This is a genomic window from Pseudomonas sp. ACN5 (assembly GCF_002303975.1).
In the GTDB taxonomy this organism is placed as follows: domain Bacteria; phylum Pseudomonadota; class Gammaproteobacteria; order Pseudomonadales; family Pseudomonadaceae; genus Aquipseudomonas; species Aquipseudomonas laurylsulfatiphila.
The window spans coordinates 93,152-111,606 of sequence record NZ_MRCP01000001.1; the positions used below are offsets into that span (position 1 = coordinate 93,152).

The 18,455-nt window shown below is 60.6% G+C and carries 18 protein-coding genes; 12 read left to right on the plus strand and 6 right to left on the minus strand.

Annotated elements, in window-relative coordinates; genetic code table 11:
- Positions 1 to 13 precede the first annotated feature (13 nt).
- Positions 14 to 961 (plus strand): hypothetical protein, encoded by a 948-nt coding sequence (locus BSF40_RS00440; protein ID WP_095963704.1) that lies wholly within the window; start codon positions 14 to 16, stop codon positions 959 to 961.
- Between the two features lie 57 nt (positions 962 to 1,018).
- Here BSF40_RS00440 and BSF40_RS00445 read toward each other — a convergent pair whose 3' ends face one another.
- The 6 genes from BSF40_RS00445 to BSF40_RS00470 form a co-directional block, all read right to left on the minus strand.
- The gene (locus BSF40_RS00445) at positions 1,019 to 1,207 is read right to left on the minus strand and encodes a hypothetical protein (RefSeq protein ID WP_007974549.1); all 189 of its coding nucleotides are present in this window, start codon (positions 1,205 to 1,207) and stop codon (positions 1,019 to 1,021) included.
- Between the two features lie 399 nt (positions 1,208 to 1,606).
- Entirely contained in the window at positions 1,607 to 2,827 is a 1,221-nt protein-coding gene (fabB, locus tag BSF40_RS00450; RefSeq protein ID WP_015096439.1) for a beta-ketoacyl-ACP synthase I, read from the minus strand.
- Positions 2,828 to 2,838: 11 nt separating this feature from the next.
- Positions 2,839 to 3,354, minus strand: a complete 516-nt coding sequence (gene fabA, locus BSF40_RS00455) for a 3-hydroxyacyl-[acyl-carrier-protein] dehydratase FabA (RefSeq protein ID WP_003227150.1) — start codon at positions 3,352 to 3,354, stop codon at positions 2,839 to 2,841.
- A 247-nt stretch (positions 3,355 to 3,601) separates the two neighbouring features.
- Positions 3,602 to 5,503, minus strand: a complete 1,902-nt coding sequence (locus BSF40_RS00460; protein ID WP_015096437.1) for an ATP-binding protein — start codon at positions 5,501 to 5,503, stop codon at positions 3,602 to 3,604.
- Entirely contained in the window at positions 5,500 to 6,432 is a 933-nt protein-coding gene (locus BSF40_RS00465) for an ABC transporter substrate-binding protein (RefSeq protein WP_095963705.1), read from the minus strand. The genes BSF40_RS00460 and BSF40_RS00465 overlap by 4 nt, the downstream gene beginning before the upstream one ends.
- Before the next feature lies 1 nt (position 6,433).
- Positions 6,434 to 8,557 (minus strand): TonB-dependent siderophore receptor, encoded by a 2,124-nt coding sequence (locus tag BSF40_RS00470; RefSeq protein WP_095963706.1) that lies wholly within the window; start codon positions 8,555 to 8,557, stop codon positions 6,434 to 6,436.
- Positions 8,558 to 8,752: 195 nt separating this feature from the next.
- Between BSF40_RS00470 and BSF40_RS00475 the strand changes: the two genes are divergently transcribed.
- The 11 genes from BSF40_RS00475 (at position 8,753) to pyrF (ending at position 18,376) form a co-directional block, all read left to right on the plus strand.
- Entirely contained in the window at positions 8,753 to 9,778 is a 1,026-nt protein-coding gene (locus tag BSF40_RS00475; protein WP_095963707.1) for an NAD(P)H-dependent glycerol-3-phosphate dehydrogenase, read from the plus strand.
- A gap of 31 nt (positions 9,779 to 9,809) precedes the next feature.
- Entirely contained in the window at positions 9,810 to 10,157 is a 348-nt protein-coding gene (locus tag BSF40_RS00480; RefSeq protein ID WP_007974561.1) for a DUF4389 domain-containing protein, read from the plus strand.
- Positions 10,154 to 10,609, plus strand: coding sequence for a phosphohistidine phosphatase SixA (gene sixA / locus BSF40_RS00485; RefSeq protein ID WP_095963708.1), 456 nt, complete (start codon positions 10,154 to 10,156; stop codon positions 10,607 to 10,609). Before BSF40_RS00480 ends, sixA begins: the two co-directional genes overlap by 4 nt.
- Positions 10,610 to 10,807: 198 nt before the next feature.
- The gene (locus BSF40_RS00490; RefSeq protein ID WP_095963709.1) at positions 10,808 to 12,475 is read left to right on the plus strand and encodes an AMP-binding protein; all 1,668 of its coding nucleotides are present in this window, start codon (positions 10,808 to 10,810) and stop codon (positions 12,473 to 12,475) included.
- Positions 12,476 to 12,507: 32 nt separating this feature from the next.
- Positions 12,508 to 12,951: a hotdog fold thioesterase gene (locus tag BSF40_RS00495; protein ID WP_095963710.1), complete on the plus strand. Its 444-nt coding sequence runs from the start codon at positions 12,508 to 12,510 to the stop codon at positions 12,949 to 12,951.
- A gap of 126 nt (positions 12,952 to 13,077) precedes the next feature.
- Complete coding sequence (locus BSF40_RS00500; protein WP_095963711.1) at positions 13,078 to 13,884, plus strand: alpha/beta fold hydrolase; 807 nt, start codon at positions 13,078 to 13,080, stop codon at positions 13,882 to 13,884.
- The gene (locus BSF40_RS00505; RefSeq protein WP_095963712.1) at positions 13,881 to 14,735 is read left to right on the plus strand and encodes an alpha/beta hydrolase; all 855 of its coding nucleotides are present in this window, start codon (positions 13,881 to 13,883) and stop codon (positions 14,733 to 14,735) included. Before BSF40_RS00500 ends, BSF40_RS00505 begins: the two co-directional genes overlap by 4 nt.
- A 50-nt stretch (positions 14,736 to 14,785) precedes the next feature.
- Positions 14,786 to 15,445 (plus strand): glutathione S-transferase family protein, encoded by a 660-nt coding sequence (locus BSF40_RS00510; RefSeq protein WP_095963713.1) that lies wholly within the window; start codon positions 14,786 to 14,788, stop codon positions 15,443 to 15,445.
- Between the two features lie 8 nt (positions 15,446 to 15,453).
- Positions 15,454 to 16,260, plus strand: coding sequence for a DUF4892 domain-containing protein (locus tag BSF40_RS00515; protein ID WP_095963714.1), 807 nt, complete (start codon positions 15,454 to 15,456; stop codon positions 16,258 to 16,260).
- Positions 16,261 to 16,329: 69 nt separating this feature from the next.
- On the plus strand, positions 16,330 to 17,385 hold the full coding sequence (locus BSF40_RS00520; protein WP_095963715.1) for an AI-2E family transporter: 1,056 nt from the start codon (positions 16,330 to 16,332) through the stop codon (positions 17,383 to 17,385).
- A 292-nt stretch (positions 17,386 to 17,677) separates the two neighbouring features.
- A complete protein-coding gene (gene pyrF / locus BSF40_RS00525; RefSeq protein ID WP_007974578.1) occupies positions 17,678 to 18,376 on the plus strand; it encodes an orotidine-5'-phosphate decarboxylase in 699 nt (232 codons plus the stop codon).
- The last annotated feature ends 79 nt before the right edge of the window (positions 18,377 to 18,455 follow it).

Below are 18,455 nucleotides of genomic sequence, written 5' to 3' on the forward strand. Positions count from 1 at the left end.
AAGGATGGAATAAATGTTTGTCAGTATCGCTTCGTTACGCCAATCCACTTTCAAGTCGCAGCTTTCACAGGCGCGACCGCTTGGGCAATCCATTCACGATTATCTGGACGATGAACTTGTCGCTCGTGCCGAGCTTGTACGCCGAAAAATCAAGATCGCTGCAAAAGCTGCTCGCGAGGATCATGGCGAGACCGCTTGTGTTTTCTTTACCCTGCCTGAGTTCTTCTGGAACATTCCCTGGCGCGAGGTCCGCAATGAAGATGAGCTCCATGAGCTGAACTCTGCCTATCTGGAGAAAGTGCCAGCGTGCATAGCTTTATTGATGACCGAACTGCCAGTGGAACGCTATGGCAAGATTGTATTGCTGGCGGGAAGCTGTGCGACCCTCATCAAGGTTGGAGAAGGTGAGTCGAGTTATTACGATGTTATTAATTACTTGCTGGCGATCACCAATAAAGAATATGAAGGCGATATTCCTTTGATGTCGATGTGGCCAAAGCGCCATGTATCAGGTATCGATTTTGGCAAGCACCTGGCTTCGCTAGGAGACTTTTGGCTATTCAAGATTTCCGAGGAAATCGAGATCAGGGTGAAGAAGCTCGGCAGCGTGTGGGCTGAACACAGTTATTTCGGGGGTTATGAAGGGAAGTTCATCAATAGCCTCGTCAATGGCTGCCCTTTTGCAATCAACTTGTGCCTGGATTACTACAGTCTCAAAGAAGGTGAGCGCGACGTTCAGGTTGAGCTGACCGAGGCGAAAATCGATTTCCTGATCGCCTGCGGCATGAGTTTCGACTATGCCAAGCGTCATCCGTCTTCGCTGCAGTTTTCGATCCGCAATGACGGAATGGGCGATGGCGAGGTCGAGGTGGTCAGGCTTCAATCGGGCTGGATTGTTGAAAGTGTCCCTTCGGTGCCAATCGAAGATGACCTACATTTGACGCTGATCGAGGTTGTCTGATGTGGATGCGGCCTGTCCAGCTGGAAAGGGCAGGCCGCACCGTGGTGGAGTCTGTTTTCAACCGGTTGCGAGCTCGCGTTTGCGCTCGAGCATTTCCAGTTCGGCCCTGTAGTTTTGCGCGTCGGCCTCGGAATGGAACATACCGACCAGCAGGTCTTGTTGGTGCACGTCCCAGATCCGGATGCCGGCGGCTACACCCTCGTGGGATTTATGTGAATCGTCGCGTTCAGTTACTTTGACAGTCATCTGCTAGCTCCAATCTCTGTTATCTGCAGCAAGGCGTGTGCAGGCTTCTGTTATAGAGTTTGGTAGCTTGCTAAGTAAATAACCGACTTTGGTAACGGTTCTTTGCAAAAACGGAAACAGTCCTGCAGCCCGCTAACCACGCGACATTCGGTCGCAGGTCATTGAGTTTCATGACAAAGGTTTCATGTTTGCGACGATGAAACTGCAGGCTGAATGCAAAACCTGTGGGAGCGGGCTTGCTCGCGAAAGCGATTTAACATTCAACATGGATGTCGGCTGACACACCGCTTTCGCGAGCAAGCCCGCTCCCACAAGGATGTGGTGTGCCCTGTTTTCAGACGAAAAAAAAACGCCCCGAACCAGTCGGGGCGTTTTCATGTACGGCTCAGCAGCGGGAAATTACTTGCCTTCCCAGCGCTTCAGTACCAGCGTGGCATTGGTGCCACCGAAACCGAAGCTGTTGCTCATCACGGTGTTGATGGTGGCGTTTTCGCGGGTCTTGGTCAGCACCGGCAGGTCGGCCACTTCAGGGTCCAGTTCGTCGATGTTGGCGGAACCGGCAATGAAGTTGCCTTCCATCATCAGCATGCAGTAGATCGCTTCGTGAACGCCGGCGGCGCCCAGGGAGTGACCCGACAGGCTCTTGGTGGAGCTGATGGCCGGAGCCTTGTCGCCGAACACTTCACGCACGCCTTTCATTTCCGCGACGTCGCCGACCGGAGTCGAGGTGCCGTGGGTGTTCAGGTAGTCGATCGGGGTATCGACGGTGGACAGCGCCTGCTGCATGCAGCGGATCGCGCCTTCGCCACTTGGGGCAACCATGTCGTAGCCGTCGGAGGTCGCGCCGTAGCCGACGATTTCCGCGTAGATCTTCGCGCCGCGGGCCAGAGCGTGTTCCAGCTCTTCGACCACGACCATGCCGCCACCGCCGGCGATGACGAAACCGTCACGGTCGGCGTCGTAGGCACGGGAGGCCTGTTCCGGAGTGTCGTTGCGCTTGCTGGACAGGGCGCCCATGGCGTCGAACAGGAACGACTGGCTCCAGTGCTCTTCTTCACCGCCACCGGCGAAGACGATGTCCTGCTTGCCCATCTGGATCTGTTCCATGGCGGTACCGATGCAGTGAGCACTGGTGGCGCAGGCAGAAGCGATGGAGTAGTTCAGGCCCTTGATCTTGAACGGAGTGGCCAGGCAAGCGGAGACGGTGCTGCTCATGGTCCGCGTGACGCGGTATGGGCCGACGCGCTTGACGCCTTTCTCGCGCAGGATGTCCAGCGCTTCCATCTGGTTCAGGGTCGATGCGCCACCGGAGCCGGCGATCAGGCCGGTACGCGGGTTGGACACCTGCTCTTCGGTCAGGCCCGAGTCGGTGATGGCGTCTTTCATGGCCAGGTAGGCATAAGCTGCCGCATGGCCGACGAAGCGATAGATCTTGCGATCGATCAGTTCTTCAAGGTTGAGGTCGATGGAGCCGGAAACCTGGCTACGCAGACCCATTTCGGCATATTCCGGGTTGAACCGGATGCCAGGGCGGCTTGCACGCAGGTTAGCGGAGACGGTCTCTTTGTCATTGCCCAGGCAAGAAACGATGCCCAGACCAGTGATAACGACGCGGCGCATGCGGATAACCCTTAGAAGTTGTCAGTGGAGGTGAACACGCCGACCCGGAGGCCTTCGGCGGTGTAGATTTCGCGACCGTCGACAGTGACCGAACCGTCGGCGATGGCCAGGTTCAGCTTGCCCTTGAGGACGCGCTTGATATGAATGTTATAGGTGACTTTCTTGGCGGTCGGCAGGACCTGGCCGAAGAATTTCACTTCGCCCGAACCCAGCGCACGGCCACGGCCCGGCAGGCCTTGCCAGCCCAGGAAGAAGCCGACCAGTTGCCACATGGCGTCGAGGCCCAGGCAGCCCGGCATCACCGGATCGCCTTCGAAGTGGCAGGCGAAGAACCACAGGTCCGGATTGATATCCAGCTCGGCGACCAATTCACCCTTGCCGTACTTGCCACCTTCTTCGCTGATCAGGGTGATGCGATCAACCATCAGCATGTTCGGGGCGGGCAGTTGCGCGTTACCTGGGCCGAACAGCTCACCGCGACTGCAGCGCAGCAGGTCTTCCCGGGTAAAGGCGTTTTGTTTGGTCATGCGAGCTCCTCAATAGTCCCATGCGGCAGGTGGGGCAAATCTTCCCGGCCGATCGAAGCGTTCATGCCTCGAACCGGCAGCCTACTCATAGACTATTGCGTTGTGGTGAAAGTCACAGCACCAAGGACATGAATGTACACTTGTGCACTGAAATTATTATTCAAGCCCCTTTTCGGGCCTGTCGAGGTGCCTAAGACTGCCGCACTTTCGCCTTTCACGCCAGTCACAGATGGTCGAAAGGCCTGTACTACTGCACCCACCGTTGCAGAATTTGTTGCAGATCAGTCCGTTTGAATGGCTTGGCCAGGTAATCGTTCATCCCAGCCGACAGACAGGCCTCGCGATCGCCCTGCAAGGCATTGGCGGTCAGGGCGATGATCGGCAGGTCGGTGCACCCGGGTAACTGGCGGATTTGCCGGGTGGCTTCATAGCCATCGATGATCGGCAAGCGGCAGTCCATCAGGATCGCTTCGAAAATCAGGCTCTCGGCACTGCGTACCGCCTGCGCGCCGTCGGCGGCGACACTGACCTTGAAACCCAGGCTGCGCAACATGGCTTCGATGACCGTCTGGTTGACCGGATTGTCTTCGACCAGCAGCACATTGCGCCCTTCGCCGTCGCTGTTGCCGGTTTGCGCGCGGGGGAGCAACAGTGGCTGCGTCTGCTGGTGCAGGGCCAGGGGAATTTCCAGGGTGAACACCGAGCCGCGGCCTTCCTCGCTCTGCGCGCGCAAGGTGCCGCCCATGCGCTCGGCGAGGGTGCGGGCAATCGGCAGGCCCAGTCCGGTGCCGCCGTAGCGCCTTGAAATGGAGCTGTCGGCCTGCTGGAAAGCGTTGAACATCAATTCCAGGCTTTCGGCCGGGATGCCGATGCCGCTGTCTCGCACGGTGCAGGTGAACCACAGCAGTTCGTGATCCAGCGACTGCCATTGCGCCTCCAGGGTGACGCGGCCCTGCTCGGTGAACTTCAGCGCGTTGCCGACCAGGTTGACCAGTATCTGCCGGATACGCGTCGGGTCGCCCTTGACCTGCAAGCCGCGCATGTCGTCGGGGATCATCAGTTGCAGGTCGAGACCGCGTTGCGCGGCGCTGTGCTGGAACGACTGGGCGCAACTGCCTATCAGGTCGGCAAGGTTGAAGGGGATGTGCTCCAGTTCCAGCTCCGAACGTTCGATACGCGAGAAATCCAGGATGTCGTTGATGACCTTGAGCAAGTGCTCGGTGGACTCCGAGGCCAGCGCCGCGTACTCCACCTGCTCTTCGGTCATGTCGGTGGTTTCCAGCAACTGCAGCATGCCCAGTACGCCATTCATCGGCGTGCGCAGTTCATGGCTCATCATGGCGAGGAAGTCGGATTTGGCGTTGTTGGCTTTTTCCGCCTCTTCGCGGGTCTGGATCAACTGCGCCATGGCCTGATGCTGTTCGCGGCTGGCCTGTTCGAGGCCGCTGGCGAGGTTGTTGATGTGTTGCGACAGTGCCCCCAGCTCAGTGTCATCGACAATCGGCAGCGGTGTTTTGTAATCGCCGGCCTGGATCGCCTTGACGGCATTGCCGATATCACGGATCGGTTGCGACAGGCTGCTCGCCAGGCGTCGGGCCACGAGGAAGGTAAACAGCAGGGCAAACAGCGCCAGAATGGCAGCCTTGAGCACGATTTCCTGCTGGCGCCGGCTGAAGGCATCGTTGGACAGCCCGACGATCACCCGGCCGAGGTAGTCCTCGGTGGGGGCGGCAGTGGCGGTTTTGCTGCTCTGGAAAAAGTCATTGTGCAAAGCGATTCGCTGGAGCCGTATGGGTGCCTGGAACACTTCGAGCTGTTGCGCGCGATTGTGGTGTTCGTTCGGTTGTTCGACGTATACCAGAACCCGGTTGGCGCTGTCCTGGACTTCCAGAAAGCTCACGTTGGGCGTGGCCAGCGTCGCCTTGAGCAAGGTTTCAAGTACTTCGCTGTTGCCCGAAATCACCCCGTACTCGGCGGCGGGGGCCAGTTGGTTGGCAATCAACTGGCCGGTGTGGGAGATTTCCTGACGCAGATCCTGGATACGCACGAAGGTGAAGAAGCTGATCAGCAGCAAGGTCAGCAGCAGGGCAGGGCCGAGGCTGATGAGTTGGGTGCGGGTGTTGATGTCCCAGCGACGGCGCAGGTTCATGGACGGCGTTCTCCTTCAGCCAGCAATGTGGCGACAGACGCTTCGTTTATCTCTTCGATACCCAGGGAGCGCGCCACCTGGGGATTGCTCGCGACCTTGAATCGATGGGGATAGTGCGAGCGCGGCCAGGTGGCCGGTGGCCGGTCGAGCAATTCGTCGAGGACCGCCAGCCAGTCGCTCTGATCGCTGTAGGTGCTGGCCAGGCTCCCGGCCTTGACGAAGCTCGCATTGGGGCCGATCAGTGCCATTTGCCGCGAGTAGCTGCTCAGCAGCAGGTTCTTTGCGGTTTGCGGGTTGTACAGGTCGGCGTCGTCCAGTCCCAGCAACACGTCGCTGTTCTTGAGCAAGGTCTGTAACGGGCGGCTGTCGTGAATGTTGTTCCAGCGTTGGGTGACCACCTCAAGGCCCAGGGGGAGGGCGGCCTGACGCAGTTCATCCAAGAGGAATTCACTGTGGTTGTCGTAGAGCACGCCGATGCGCTTGGCTTGGGGCAACAGGGTGCGGGTCAGGCGTAACTGGCGGTCCGGCGGTGGATCGCTCCACAGCAGGCAAAGGCGCGCCGGCAGCGAGCTGTTCAAGCGCTGCCGGGCTTGCAGGCGGCTGATGCGCAGCACCAGTGTCGCCGGGCCCTGGTCGTCCTGCAGGCGCCAGTCGAGGCTGGGCAGGTCGAGGAGAATCAAGCGGATATTTTCCGGCAGTTGTTCCGGTACCGGCAAACTGGCCAGCGCCTGGAATCGTACGTTGTCGTTCGATCGCAACTCGCTCAGGGCCCGGGTAAACGCCCGCACACCGGGGCTGTCTTCGGCCCCCGTGAGCAAAATCTCGGCCGCATTGCTCGCCTGGCTGCCCAGCATGCCGGTGAACAACAGGCAAAGCATCGCCAGTAACCGGCCCAAGGTCGGTGTTCTCCAGGCCGGGCGATACGGCATCTTAAAGTTCCAGCTCAGCACTGAAGTACATCACATGGCGCTGGTCATAATGGTTATCGATGAAGGTGGTCGGCTGATGGTCCAGGCGTTGCTGGAGCACCCCGGCCAGCTCCAGGCTGGCCTTGCCCAGGGCGATACGTTTGGCGATGCGCGCATCGACCCGTTCGAAGCGGTAGCCGTTGAGGGCGTCGTCGCCATAATAGAAAAGCGCACTGTTCCAGCCCTGGCCCCAATCGCGCAGCCATCCGGCCGAACCACTGTTGCTTGCAGTCTGCCTGGCATCCAGCGGATTGCTGGCGTCGGCATCGACGTAGGCAAAGGTCAGTCGCAGCCGATCGAAGCTGCCGACACGCCAGTCGAGCTGGGTTTCGGCTCCCGAAAAACGCTCCTTGTTGGCGTTGCTGGCGATGTACTGATTGTTGCGCAGCGGTTCACTGATCATGCCGGTGATTTCGTCGTGGAACAGCTTCACGTCGAGTGCCAGCCCCGCTTCGGGGAAGTAGCCGTTGTAGCCCAGCTCCCGGGAGCGCATGTGCTCTTGATCGAGGTCGCCGGGGCCACGGGTCTTGACGAAGTAACGGGCGCTGGACTGGCCAAAGGCACCAGGCCTGAGGTTGGTGACCTGATAACTCCAGTTGACGTTGTTCTCGAACATGTCCGGCGAACGGATGGCCTCGGAGTACACCGCACGCAAGCCGTGGCGCGGGTTGATCAGGTAGTTGACCGCCACGCGGGGTGTCAGTGAGCTGCCGATCAATCGGGCATCTTCGAACATGGCACCGCCTTGCAGCAGCCAGTGTTCGCTGGCACGCCACTCGATCTGGCCAAACACCCGCCAAGTCTTGTCATCGAGTGTGCCGTTGAAATAAGTCTCGGAATCCGCCCGGTCGTAACGATAGTTCATCCCGCTGACCAGCCGCAGGTTATCGGCAAGGCTCAGGGTGTCCTGCAGTTCAAGGTCGTAGCGCGTTTCCCGGGTGCTCTGGTCGATGTCACCGCAAACGGTCTGGTTCGCACCGTTGCGCCATTGATCGAGTACCTGGTTGGCCAGCGCCTGCTCGGCGGGTGTGCCAGCCGGGGCACCACGGCCGGTGAAGCGTGTGATGTTGCGGGCAAGGCGTTCGGTGTAGTTCGGGTTCAGTTGCCAGAGCTCGGTCAATTGCGGGCTGAACGAGATTTCTGCGTCGCAGGCGCGCCAGGTTTGCTGGCGATCCCAGTGTTGGGCCGAGCCCTGGATATAAAGGCTGTGATCGGGATTGATGTCCAGGTTCCAGCGCAATGACCCGGCGTAGTCCTTGGCGGTGACGTCGGAGTCGTTGCCGGCGCGGGTAATTCCCGGAAACACCGGCCGGTAGGTATAGGGCCGCTGGTTGGTGCCGTCCTTGGCATTCAATTGCCAATCAAGGCTTTGCCGTTCGTCGAGGCTCTGGCTGACGGCGAGGTTGAAGCGATCGAGGCGACGACTGTCATGGTAATCAGCGCCGGTTCGGTCGGTGTCGAAGCCGTCGTCTTGCTGGCCGGACAGGGACAGGCGCATGTCACCATCCTCCCAGCCCAGGCCCTGGCTGGCGTAAAAGTCGTTGATGCCGCGTTGGCCCCGGGTGACCTTCATGCGCGTACCGTGACTGTCGGCCGGCCGCCGGGTAATGATGTTCACCACCGCCATCAGGGCATTGGCGCCGTAGCTGACGGTATTGGGCCCGCGAAAGACTTCGATGCGCTCGATGTCTTCCATGGCCACCGGAATGTCGCTCCAGTCGACGGTGGCCAGGCCGGCGCGATACACCGAGCGCCCGTCGATCAGCACTTGCATGCGTCGCGCTTGCGTCGCATTGGTGCCGTGGTAGTTCACCGACGCCTGGTTGCCGCTGATGTTGCCGACCATCATCCCCGGCACCAGGCGCAGCAGTTCGCTGATGTCGCGGGCACCGCTGGCGTGGATCAGGGCGCTGTCGATCACCGTCATGCTGCCCGGCACGGCAGCGGGCGACTGCTTCAGGCGCGTGGCCGTGAGCACTTGCGGCAGCGGTTCGCTGTCCAGAAACAGGTCGTCGGCCAGCACCGGCGAGCTGAAAATCAGCGCCAGTACCAGAGGCGAACGCGGTGAAGGAGCACCCGGAGACACAACACATCCCTGTCAGTGATTGATGGCGCGCATGTTAACCGAGCCGAATGACTTTTCCATTCACGATGTCTGCATTTTCCTCGGTTTTATTGGTCTTCTTCCTGCGGGTGCAGGTATTTGATGTCGGGGCTGGCCGCCGATGGGCTGCCCCGTATAATGCCGACATCGCCACTGGTATGGATTAACGGATTGCATATGACTGAACAGCGCCCGATTGCGGTCCTGGGAGGCGGAAGTTTTGGAACCGCCGTGGCTAATCTGCTGGCCGAGAACGGGCATCAGGTCCTTCAGTGGATGCGTGACCCCGAACAGGCCGAGGCCATTCGGGTCAATCGCGAAAACCCGCGTTACCTCAAAGGCATCAAGATTCTGCCCGGTGTTACCCCGGTCACCGACTTGCAAGCCACTCTGGACGCCTGCGAGCTGTGTTTCGTCGCACTGCCCTCCAGCGCGCTGCGCTCGGTGCTGGTGCCGCACGCCGAACGCTTGACCGGCAAAATGCTGGTGAGCCTGACCAAAGGCATCGAAGCCCACACATTCAAGTTGATGAGCGAGATCCTCGAAGAGATCGCCCCGCAGGCACGCATCGGTGTCCTGTCCGGCCCCAACCTGGCCCGCGAAATTGCCGAACATGCGCTGACGGCCACGGTGGTCGCCAGTGAAGACGAAGAACTGTGCCAGCAGGTTCAGGCCGCGCTGCACGGCCGCACTTTTCGTGTCTATGCCAGCGCCGACCGTTTCGGCGTGGAACTGGGCGGGGCGTTGAAAAACGTCTACGCAATCATCGCCGGCATGGCGGTGGCGCTGGGCATGGGGGAAAACACCAAGAGCATGCTGATCACCCGGGCACTGGCGGAAATGACCCGCTTCGCGGTGAATCAGGGCGCCAACCCGATGACCTTCCTGGGCCTGGCCGGTGTGGGCGACTTGATCGTGACCTGTTCTTCGCCAAAGAGCCGCAACTATCAGGTCGGCTTCGCCCTCGGCCAGGGCCTGAGCCTGGACGAGGCCGTCACGCGCCTGGGCGAAGTCGCCGAAGGGGTCAACACCCTTAAGGTACTCAAGGCCAAGGCCCAGGAGGTTGGTGTGTACATGCCGCTGGTCGCCGGGCTGCACGCAATCCTGTTCGAAGGCCGCACGCTGGAGCAGGTCATCGGTCTGTTAATGCGTGGCGAGCCGAAAACCGACGTCGACTTTATTTCCACCAGTGGTTTCAATTAATCACGCTTGCCAGAAAAGCAGGGAGTTGCGCATGAACGATCCAAAAGTAGAAGCCAAGTATGAATCCATCCTGCTGCGCGTGTTGTGGATGATCGTCTTCGTGCTGGTGTGGCAAGTCGCGCAGTTCATCCTCGGCGCCGTCGTGCTGGTGCAGTTGATCTATCGTTTGTTCTATGGCGCCCCGAGCGCCAGCCTGATGAACTTCGGCGACAGCCTGAGCCAGTTTCTGGCGCAGATCGGTCGTTTCGGCAGCTTTCACAGCGACCAGAAGCCTTGGCCGTTCGCCGACTGGCCGACGCCGCGTACACCGGAAGGTGAGGCGCCGCATGTCGTGGCACCGGCACCGCATCCGGCCCGAGATGAGGAACCCAAGCTATGAAACTCTGGGTATTGCGTCATGGTGAAGCTGTACCGCACGGCTCCCGGCCCCACGATTCGGAGCGGGAGTTGACGGACCACGGTCGTAAGGAGGTGTTGAGCAGCGCCGCGCGCTTGATGGGCCAGCCGCTGACGGCGATCTATGCCAGCCCCTATCTACGCGCGCAGCAGACGGCACAATTGGTGCGCGAGGCGTTGGGTTTCGAGCCCGAGATCCGCACCGTGGATTGGCTGACCCCGGAAACCGACCCGGATAAAGTCGCCGAGCAACTTGTTTCCGTGAGCAACGTCCTTTTGGTCAGCCACAACCCGCTGGTGGGGAACTTGCTGAGCTACCTGCAACACGGCGCCGGATATCCGCCGGAAAAGGTCAGCACCGCGGGATTGGCCGAGCTCAAGGCAGATGAATTGCTGGTCGGGTCGATGACGCTCGACAGCATCAAGCATCCTTAGCGCCGCTTTTCTGTGGGAGCGTGGCTTGCCCGCGAAGGCATCGACTCGGTTATGCCTGATAAACCGCGGAGCCTGCATCGCGGGCAAGCCACGCTCCCACAGGTACGTCATAACCCGAAAAGTTTTGTATGAAATAGTCAACCAAGCACTTGCTTGGTTGACTACGCTTGCTCCAGAACAAAAACACAGGAGCGAGTCATGTCTGCTGCTTTTCGTTTGCCGCTGGACGTTTTCTACGAGCGTGAGGCCCGTCATCCCCGTCAGCGCTTTCTGGTCCAGCCTGTCGGCGGCGGCCAGGTCGAGACCCTGACCTGGGCCGATGTCGGTCATCAGGCACGCTGTGCCGCCCACTGGCTGCGAGCGCGGGAACTGCCACAGGGCAGCCATATCGCCCTGATCTCGAAGAATTGTGCGCACTGGATCATTGCCGACCTGGCGATCTGGATGGCCGGGCATGTGTCGGTGCCGTTGTACCCCAACCTCACCGCCGAGTCGGTTGCCCAGGTGCTCGAACACTCGGAGGCGGCGCTGGCGTTCATCGGCAAGCTCGATGATTGGCCAGGCATGTCCCGTGGCGTCAGCCCCGACCTGCCGACCATCAGCCTGCCCCTGCATCCGCCAGGTACGTTCGATTTCAGTTGGGCCGACCTGCAAGGCAGCTCGCCGATCCAGGACGATCCGAAACCTGCCGCCGATCAACTGGCGACCATCATTTACACCTCCGGCACCACGGGCATGCCAAAAGGCGTGATGCACAGCTTCGGCACTCTGGGGTTCGCCACCACACGCGGCACTGCGTTGTTTGGCCTCAACGAGTCGGACCGGTTGTTGTCCTACTTGCCGCTGTGCCACGTTGCCGAACGGATGTTCGTCGAACTTGCGTCCATTTATACCGGCCAAACGGTATTTTTCGCCGAGAGCCTCGATACCTTCCTCACCGACCTGCAGCGTGCACGCCCGACCGCACTGTTTGGCGTGCCGCGTATCTGGACCAAATTCCAGATGGGCGTGTACAGCAATATCCCGGCAAAACGTCTCGACTTCCTGCTTGGCCTGCCGATCATCGGCAAACGGGTCGGGCATAAAGTCCTCGTCGGGCTGGGTCTGGATGCGTTGCGCATCGCGTTGTCCGGCGCGGCTCCGGTGCCGCAGACCTTGTTGCAGTGGTACCGCAAACTGGGACTGGACGTGCTGGAGGTCTACGGCATGACCGAGAGTTGCGGTTACTCCCACATCGGCATGCCAGGCCAGAACAAACCGGGCTGGATCGGCAAGCCGTGCCCGGAAGTTGAAGTGCGGATCGCCGAGACGGGGGAGGTCATGGTACGCAGTGGCGCGACCATGCTCGGCTATTTCAAGGAACCGGAAAAAACCGCCGACACCATTACCGAGGATGGCTTCCTGCGCACCGGCGACAAGGGCGAGCAAGACGCCGAAGGCAATCTGCGCCTGACCGGGCGCCTGAAGGAAATCTTCAAGACCAGCAAAGGCAAATACGTGGCGCCAGCACCGATTGAAAACCGCCTGGCCGTGCATTCGCGTATCGAACAGGTGTGCGTGGTGGGTGATGGCTTGAGTGCACCGTTGGGGTTGTGCGTGTTGTCGGCGGTCGGCCAACAGGATGCCGGCGGGGCCGCACGCGCCGGTTTGCATTCGAGCCTGGAAAAGCTGCTGGAAGAGGTCAACGGCGCGCTCGACAAGCATGAACAGCTGCGGCGCCTGGTGGTGGTCAAGGACAGTTGGGCCGTGGAAAACGGTTTTCTCACCCCGACGCTGAAGATCAAGCGCAATGTGATCGAGGCGGCGTACGGTGAGCGTTTTGAAGAATGGAGCGAGCGCAGCGAAGCGGTGCTGTGGCAGGATTGATCCACCAACAAAACCAACAAGGAACCCCTGCGATGAGTCTGTGGCGCACCACCCCGAACATCGAGCAGTTGAACGCGATCCAGAAAAATACCATCGGCGAAGTGCTGGACATCCGTTTCGAGGCTTTTGACGATGAGTCCCTGACCGCCAGCATGGTCGTCGATCACCGTACCCATCAGCCTTACGGCTTGCTGCATGGCGGCGCGTCGGTGGTGCTGGCCGAATCGGTCGGCTCGATGGCCAGCTACCTGTGCATCGATGCCAGCAAGTTCTATTGCGTGGGCCTGGAAATCAACGCCAACCATTTGCGCGGCCTGCGCAGCGGGCGGGTGACGGCGGTGGCCAAACCGATCCACATCGGTCGCACGACCCATGTCTGGGACATTCGGCTGACCAGCGATGAGGGCAAGGCCAGCTGTGTGTCGCGGTTGACCATGGCGGTGGTGCCGCTGGGTGAGAATCCGCCGTTACGTTGACGGTTTGAAATCAAAAGATCGCGGCCTGCGGCAGCTCCTGCCACCATTCCTGGTAGTTATGGTCATTGCTGTAGGACACGGTCTTACGGACAATCAACGTCTGTTTTCGCTCATGGATTTGCAGGTATGTCGCAACAGATCTTTTTCGCCCACGCCAATGGTTTTCCTTCGGGGACCTACGGCAAGTTGTTTGCGGCGTTGGCACCGGAGTTTCAGGTGACGCATCTGGAGCAGCACGCCCACGACCCGCGTTACCCGGCGGACGACAACTGGTACAACCTGGTGGATGAGCTGATCCATCACCTGCAACAACAGGCTGAGCCCGTGTGGGGCGTCGGTCACTCCTTCGGTGGGGTGTTGCACCTGCATGCGGCCTTGCGTTGCCCCGAGTTGTATCGAGGGGTGGTGATGCTCGACTCGCCAGTGCTGACCCGAGCCGATCAATGGGTCATTCGTGCGGCCAAACGCTTCGGTTTCATCGACCGTCTGACGCCGGCCGGCCGTACCCTGGGTCGCCGTGAAGAGTTCACCGACCTGGAAAGCGCCCGGAAATACTTTGCCGGTAAAACCCTGTTTCGCGGTTTCGACCCCGAATGCTTCGATGCCTACCTGCAACATGGCTTGCACCAGGTCGGCGACAAGCTGCGCCTGCGGTTCGACCCGGCCACGGAAATCAGCATCTATCGCGGCGTGCCGCACACCAGTCCGGGCAGTACCCGCAAGTTGCAAGTGCCACTGGCGGTGGTTCGCGGGCACAACAGCCGCGTGGTGATGCGCCATCACGCCAGTTCGGTCGACCGCCTGCCGTTGGGCGAGTCGTTGACCATGCCCGGCGGCCACATGTTTCCGCTCGAGCGTCCCCTTGATACCGCGCAAATGCTCAAAGGCCTGTTCCATCGCTGGGGCGGTCGTCAACAACAGGATTGCGCATGAGCCACGCCGTCGAAGAAGTCCGCCTGAACCTGCCGCACATCGAACTGGCAGCGCACCTGTTCGGTCCTGAAGACGGTTTGCCGGTCATTGCCCTGCATGGCTGGCTGGACAACGCCAACAGCTTTGCCCGACTGGCCCCCAAACTCAAAGGCCTGCGCATCATCGCGCTGGACATGGCCGGTCACGGTCATTCCGGGCATCGCCCGCCGGGCGCCGGTTACGCCATGTGGGACTATGCCCACGATGTGCTGCAAGTCGCCGAACAGCTTGGACTGAAGAAGTTTGCGCTGATGGGCCATTCGATGGGCGCCATCGCTTCGCTGATCATCGCCGGGTCGATGCCCGAGCGGGTCACCCACCTGGCGTTGATCGACGGCATCATTCCTCCTACAGACAAAGGTGAAAACGCTGCCGAGCGGATGGGCATGGCCCTGCAGGCGCAACTGGATCTGCGGGAGAAGCGCAAACCGGTCTACGACACCCTCGACCGTGCCATTGAAGCGCGCATGAAGGGCCTGGTGGCGGTCAGCCGCGAGGCCGCGGAACTGCTGGCACAGCGTGGTCTGATGCCGGTATCGGGTGGTTATACCTGGCGCACCGACAATCGCCTCACGCTGCCATCGCCGCTGCGCCTGACCACCGAGCAGGCCATGGCCTTCGTCCAGCGGGTCACATGTCCTGCAACGCTGGTGGTCGCTGCCGACGGCATGCTCGCCAAACACCCCGAGTTGCTGGAGCGTCTACCCTTTAGCCGGGAACAACTGCCAGGCGGCCACCATTTGCACCTGAATGACGAGTCCGGTGCCGATCTTGTCGCAGACTGTTTCAATCGGTTTTTCGCCATTCCTTGACTTGCGCCGGGCAACTGTCGAGGCTTGGCGGGTTGAAAAGGGAGACAACCATGATAGATCTCTACACCGCTGCGACCCCGAATGGCCACAAGGTCTCTATCGTGCTCGAGGAACTCGGCCTGCCCTACAGGGTGCATGCCTTGAGTTTCGACAAGAAGGAGCAGAAGTCTGCGGACTTCCTCAAGATCAACCCCAATGGCCGGATTCCGGCGATTGTCGACCGCGCCAACGGCGATTTCGCCGTGTTCGAGTCCGGCGCCATCCTGATTTACCTCGCAGAACAGACCGGCAAACTGATGCCGAGCGACCCGAAGGGACGTTCGCTGGTGTTGCAGTGGCTGATGTTCCAGATGGGTGGCATCGGCCCGATGCAGGGCCAGGCGAATGTGTTCTTTCGCTACTTTCCGGAAAAACTCCAGGGCGCCATCGACCGCTATCAGCATGAAACCCGTCGCCTCTACGAAGTGCTCGACACGCGTTTGCAACGCGTGGAGTTCCTCGCCGGCGAATACAGCATTGCCGACATCGCCACCTTTCCCTGGGTGCGCGGTTACGAGTGGTCGGGCGTCTCGGTGGAGGGCTTGACGGCGTTGCAACGCTGGATGGCCACCCTGGAGGCCCGGCCGGCGGTGCAGCGTGGTCTGCAGGTACCGCAACGCGCCGATGAAGCCAGTGTCATCAAGGGCGCCCAGGCCATGCTGATCCGATGAGTCTATCCATGCGTTCATTCAGTTTGCTGGTGCTGTGCAGTTTCAGTCCCTTGTTGTTCGCCGCCGATCTTCCGGGCAGTCAGGACCTGCCGATAGTGCCGCGTATGGTCGACGCCCAGATTGTCGACTATCGCCCTGCCGCCGAACTGGAGCGGATCTACCCCTTGGGCTCGATCCGCAAGATCAGTGGCCTGTTACGTTTCGACGGTCAGGTCAGTGCCCGCGGCAACGTCACTTCGGTGACCTACGAGTTGCCAGCGGAGCATTCATCCATCGAGGCGTTCACCGCGGCCCGCGAGGCTTTGCAAAAACAGGACGCCGGGTTGCTCTTTTGGTGCCAGGCGCGCGATTGCGGCGAAAGCAGCCTCTGGGCCAATGAAGTCTTCGGCAACGCCAAGCTGTACGGCGCCGATGATCAACAAGCCTATTTGCTGCTGCGACTTGCCGCGCCACGGGACAACACGCTCGTCGCGCTGTACAGCATCACCCGCGGCAATCGCAAAGCCTACCTGCATGTCGAGCAGTTCGACGCTACGGCACCGCTGGGTGAGTTGTTGCCGACCTCCGCGACTTTGCTGCGTGAACTCAAGAGCACCGGCGAACTGGATTTTTCCACGTTGAGCGGCGCACCTGACGAGACCTGGCTGCGCCTGATTTCCCGCGGACTGAATCTGGACACCACCTTGCGGGTCAGTATTTCCGGAGCGAACGCCGAAGCCTGGCGTCAGGCCCTGATTGCCCAGGGCGTGCGTGCCGCGCGGATGGAAGCCGGCAGTGCCGAGGGCTCTGGCCTGCACATCGAGCTATTGCGGTAGGCTGTACCGGGCGAGCGTGCATACTGCGTTCGTCTACTCTTTTGCTGACTGATATTTTCGGGATTTTCGATGATCAATAACGATCGCCTGTTGGTGCAGATCCTGCTCGTGGTGCTGTTCGGCGCGAGCTTCTGGGTGATGGCACCGTTCTGGTCGGCGATGTTCTGGGCCGCAGTCCTGGCATTTGCCAGTTGGCCGCTGATGCGCTTGCTGACCCGTTGGCTCAATGGCCGCGAGTCTCTGGCGGCGGCATTGCTGACACTGGGCTGGATGTTGCTGGTCGCGGCACCGCTGGTGTGGCTGGGTTTCAACCTTGCCGATCATGTGCGTGATGCCACCGCATTCATCAAGGATGCGCAGGTCGAGGGGTTACCCGAAGCACCGGTCTGGCTGGGTTCGATTCCCTTGGTGGGCGAGCGGTTGGTCGGGATCTGGAACAGCATCGATGAGCAGGGCGCGGCGATGATGGTGGCGCTCAAGCCTTATCTGGGGCAGGTGGGTAACTGGTTGCTGGCGCGCAGCGCGCAGATCGGCGGCGGTATTCTCGAACTGACCCTGAGCATGGTTTTCGTGTTCTTTTTCTATCGTGACGGGCCGCGTCTGGCGGCGTTTGTACACACTTTGCTGGAGCGGCTGATCGGTCAACGGGCCGGCTACTACATTGAACTGGTAGCGGGCACGGTACAGCGGGTGGTGAACGGTGTGATTGGCACAGCGGCGGCCCAGGCGATCCTGGCGCTGATCGGGTTCCTGATTGCCGGCGTACCGGGTGCGCTGGTACTCGGCATTGTCACCTTCATGCTCAGCCTGATCCCGATGGGACCGCCGCTGGTGTGGATTCCGGCGACCGCGTGGCTGGCCTGGAAAGGCGAGTACGGGATGGCCATATTCCTCGGCATCTGGGGCACATTCGTCATCAGCGGTGTCGACAACGTGCTCAAGCCGTACCTGATCAGCCGTGGCGGTAACCTGCCGCTGGTCATTGTGCTGCTTGGGGTGTTTGGCGGATTGATTGCCTTTGGCTTTATCGGCCTGTTCATCGGCCCGACATTGCTGGCGGTGGCCTATAGCCTGTTGATCGACTGGAGCAAGACTCAGGCACGGGTTGAGGATCGCCTGCCCTGAAGGTCCAGGATCCGTAGCCCACTGAGCCGCTGAGGGTCAGTGGGCTTTTTGTTGCGGTACAGGGCCTCATCGCGAGCAGGCTCGCTCCCACAAAGGGGCTGTGTGGCTTACAAATACGTGGTAGACGGATAACTGCAGTCACGGGGGTTCTTCCAGTGTCAACTGCCCGCCCTATGGCCTCGGGGGCTAGTCTTGCCTGAGCCATTTCGACGATTTACCGATCATCGGGTCCCGCAGTGGCGCTGGTTCCGCTACAATGCGCGCCGATTTCGACTTGCCTGAGAGCCCACTCATGTCCGCCTGCCAGACTCCTATCATCGTCGCCCTGGATTTCCCTACCCGTGACGCCGCACTGAAGCTGGCCGATCAGTTGGACCCGAAGCTGTGCCGGGTCAAAGTCGGTAAGGAACTCTTCACCAGCTGTGCTTCGGAAATCGTCGGCACCCTGCGCGACAAGGGTTTCGAAGTGTTCCTGGACCTCAAGTTCCACGACATCCCGAACACCACCGCGATGGCCGTCAAGGCCGCTGCGGAAATGGGCGTGTGGATGGTCAACGTGCATTGCTCCGGCGGCCTGCGCATGATGGCCGCGTGCCGTGAGGTGCTGGATCAGCGCAGCGGTCCCAAACCACTGCTGATCGGCGTAACCGTGTTGACCAGCATGGAGCGTGAAGATCTGGCAGGTATCGGTCTGGACATCGAGCCGCAAGAGCAGGTTCTGCGCCTGGCCGCCCTGGCGGAAAAAGCCGGGATGGACGGCCTGGTGTGCTCGGCCCTGGAAGCCCAGGCGCTGAAATCGGCACATCCGTCGCTGCAACTGGTGACCCCGGGGATTCGTCCGGCGGGCAGTGCCCAGGACGATCAGCGTCGCATCCTGACGCCACGTCAGGCACTGGATGCCGGTTCCGACTATCTGGTGATCGGCCGTCCGATCAGCCAGGCGGCTGATCCGGCGAAGGCGTTGGCCTCGGTCGTGGCTGAACTGGCTTAACCCGACACCGAAAATCAAAATGTGGGAGCGGGCTTGCTCGCGAATGCGGTGGATCAGTCAATAAATATGTCGGCTGACA

Excerpts from the sequence above, each read along its gene's own strand:
- BSF40_RS00440 (WP_095963704.1), top strand. The coding sequence starts at position 14 with ATGTTTGTCAGTATCGCTTCGTTACGCCAATCCACTTTCAAGTCGCAG.
- BSF40_RS00445 (WP_007974549.1), bottom strand. The coding sequence starts at position 1,207 with ATGACTGTCAAAGTAACTGAACGCGACGATTCACATAAATCCCACGAG.
- fabB (WP_015096439.1), bottom strand. The coding sequence starts at position 2,827 with ATGCGCCGCGTCGTTATCACTGGTCTGGGCATCGTTTCTTGCCTGGGC.
- fabA (WP_003227150.1), bottom strand. The coding sequence starts at position 3,354 with ATGACCAAACAAAACGCCTTTACCCGGGAAGACCTGCTGCGCTGCAGT.
- BSF40_RS00460 (WP_015096437.1), bottom strand. The coding sequence starts at position 5,503 with ATGAACCTGCGCCGTCGCTGGGACATCAACACCCGCACCCAACTCATC.
- BSF40_RS00465 (WP_095963705.1), bottom strand. The coding sequence starts at position 6,432 with ATGCCGTATCGCCCGGCCTGGAGAACACCGACCTTGGGCCGGTTACTG.
- BSF40_RS00475 (WP_095963707.1), top strand. The coding sequence starts at position 8,753 with ATGACTGAACAGCGCCCGATTGCGGTCCTGGGAGGCGGAAGTTTTGGA.
- BSF40_RS00480 (WP_007974561.1), top strand. The coding sequence starts at position 9,810 with ATGAACGATCCAAAAGTAGAAGCCAAGTATGAATCCATCCTGCTGCGC.
- sixA (WP_095963708.1), top strand. The coding sequence starts at position 10,154 with ATGAAACTCTGGGTATTGCGTCATGGTGAAGCTGTACCGCACGGCTCC.
- BSF40_RS00490 (WP_095963709.1), top strand. The coding sequence starts at position 10,808 with ATGTCTGCTGCTTTTCGTTTGCCGCTGGACGTTTTCTACGAGCGTGAG.
- BSF40_RS00495 (WP_095963710.1), top strand. The coding sequence starts at position 12,508 with ATGAGTCTGTGGCGCACCACCCCGAACATCGAGCAGTTGAACGCGATC.
- BSF40_RS00500 (WP_095963711.1), top strand. The coding sequence starts at position 13,078 with ATGTCGCAACAGATCTTTTTCGCCCACGCCAATGGTTTTCCTTCGGGG.
- BSF40_RS00505 (WP_095963712.1), top strand. The coding sequence starts at position 13,881 with ATGAGCCACGCCGTCGAAGAAGTCCGCCTGAACCTGCCGCACATCGAA.
- BSF40_RS00510 (WP_095963713.1), top strand. The coding sequence starts at position 14,786 with ATGATAGATCTCTACACCGCTGCGACCCCGAATGGCCACAAGGTCTCT.
- BSF40_RS00515 (WP_095963714.1), top strand. The coding sequence starts at position 15,454 with ATGCGTTCATTCAGTTTGCTGGTGCTGTGCAGTTTCAGTCCCTTGTTG.
- BSF40_RS00520 (WP_095963715.1), top strand. The coding sequence starts at position 16,330 with ATGATCAATAACGATCGCCTGTTGGTGCAGATCCTGCTCGTGGTGCTG.
- pyrF (WP_007974578.1), top strand. The coding sequence starts at position 17,678 with ATGTCCGCCTGCCAGACTCCTATCATCGTCGCCCTGGATTTCCCTACC.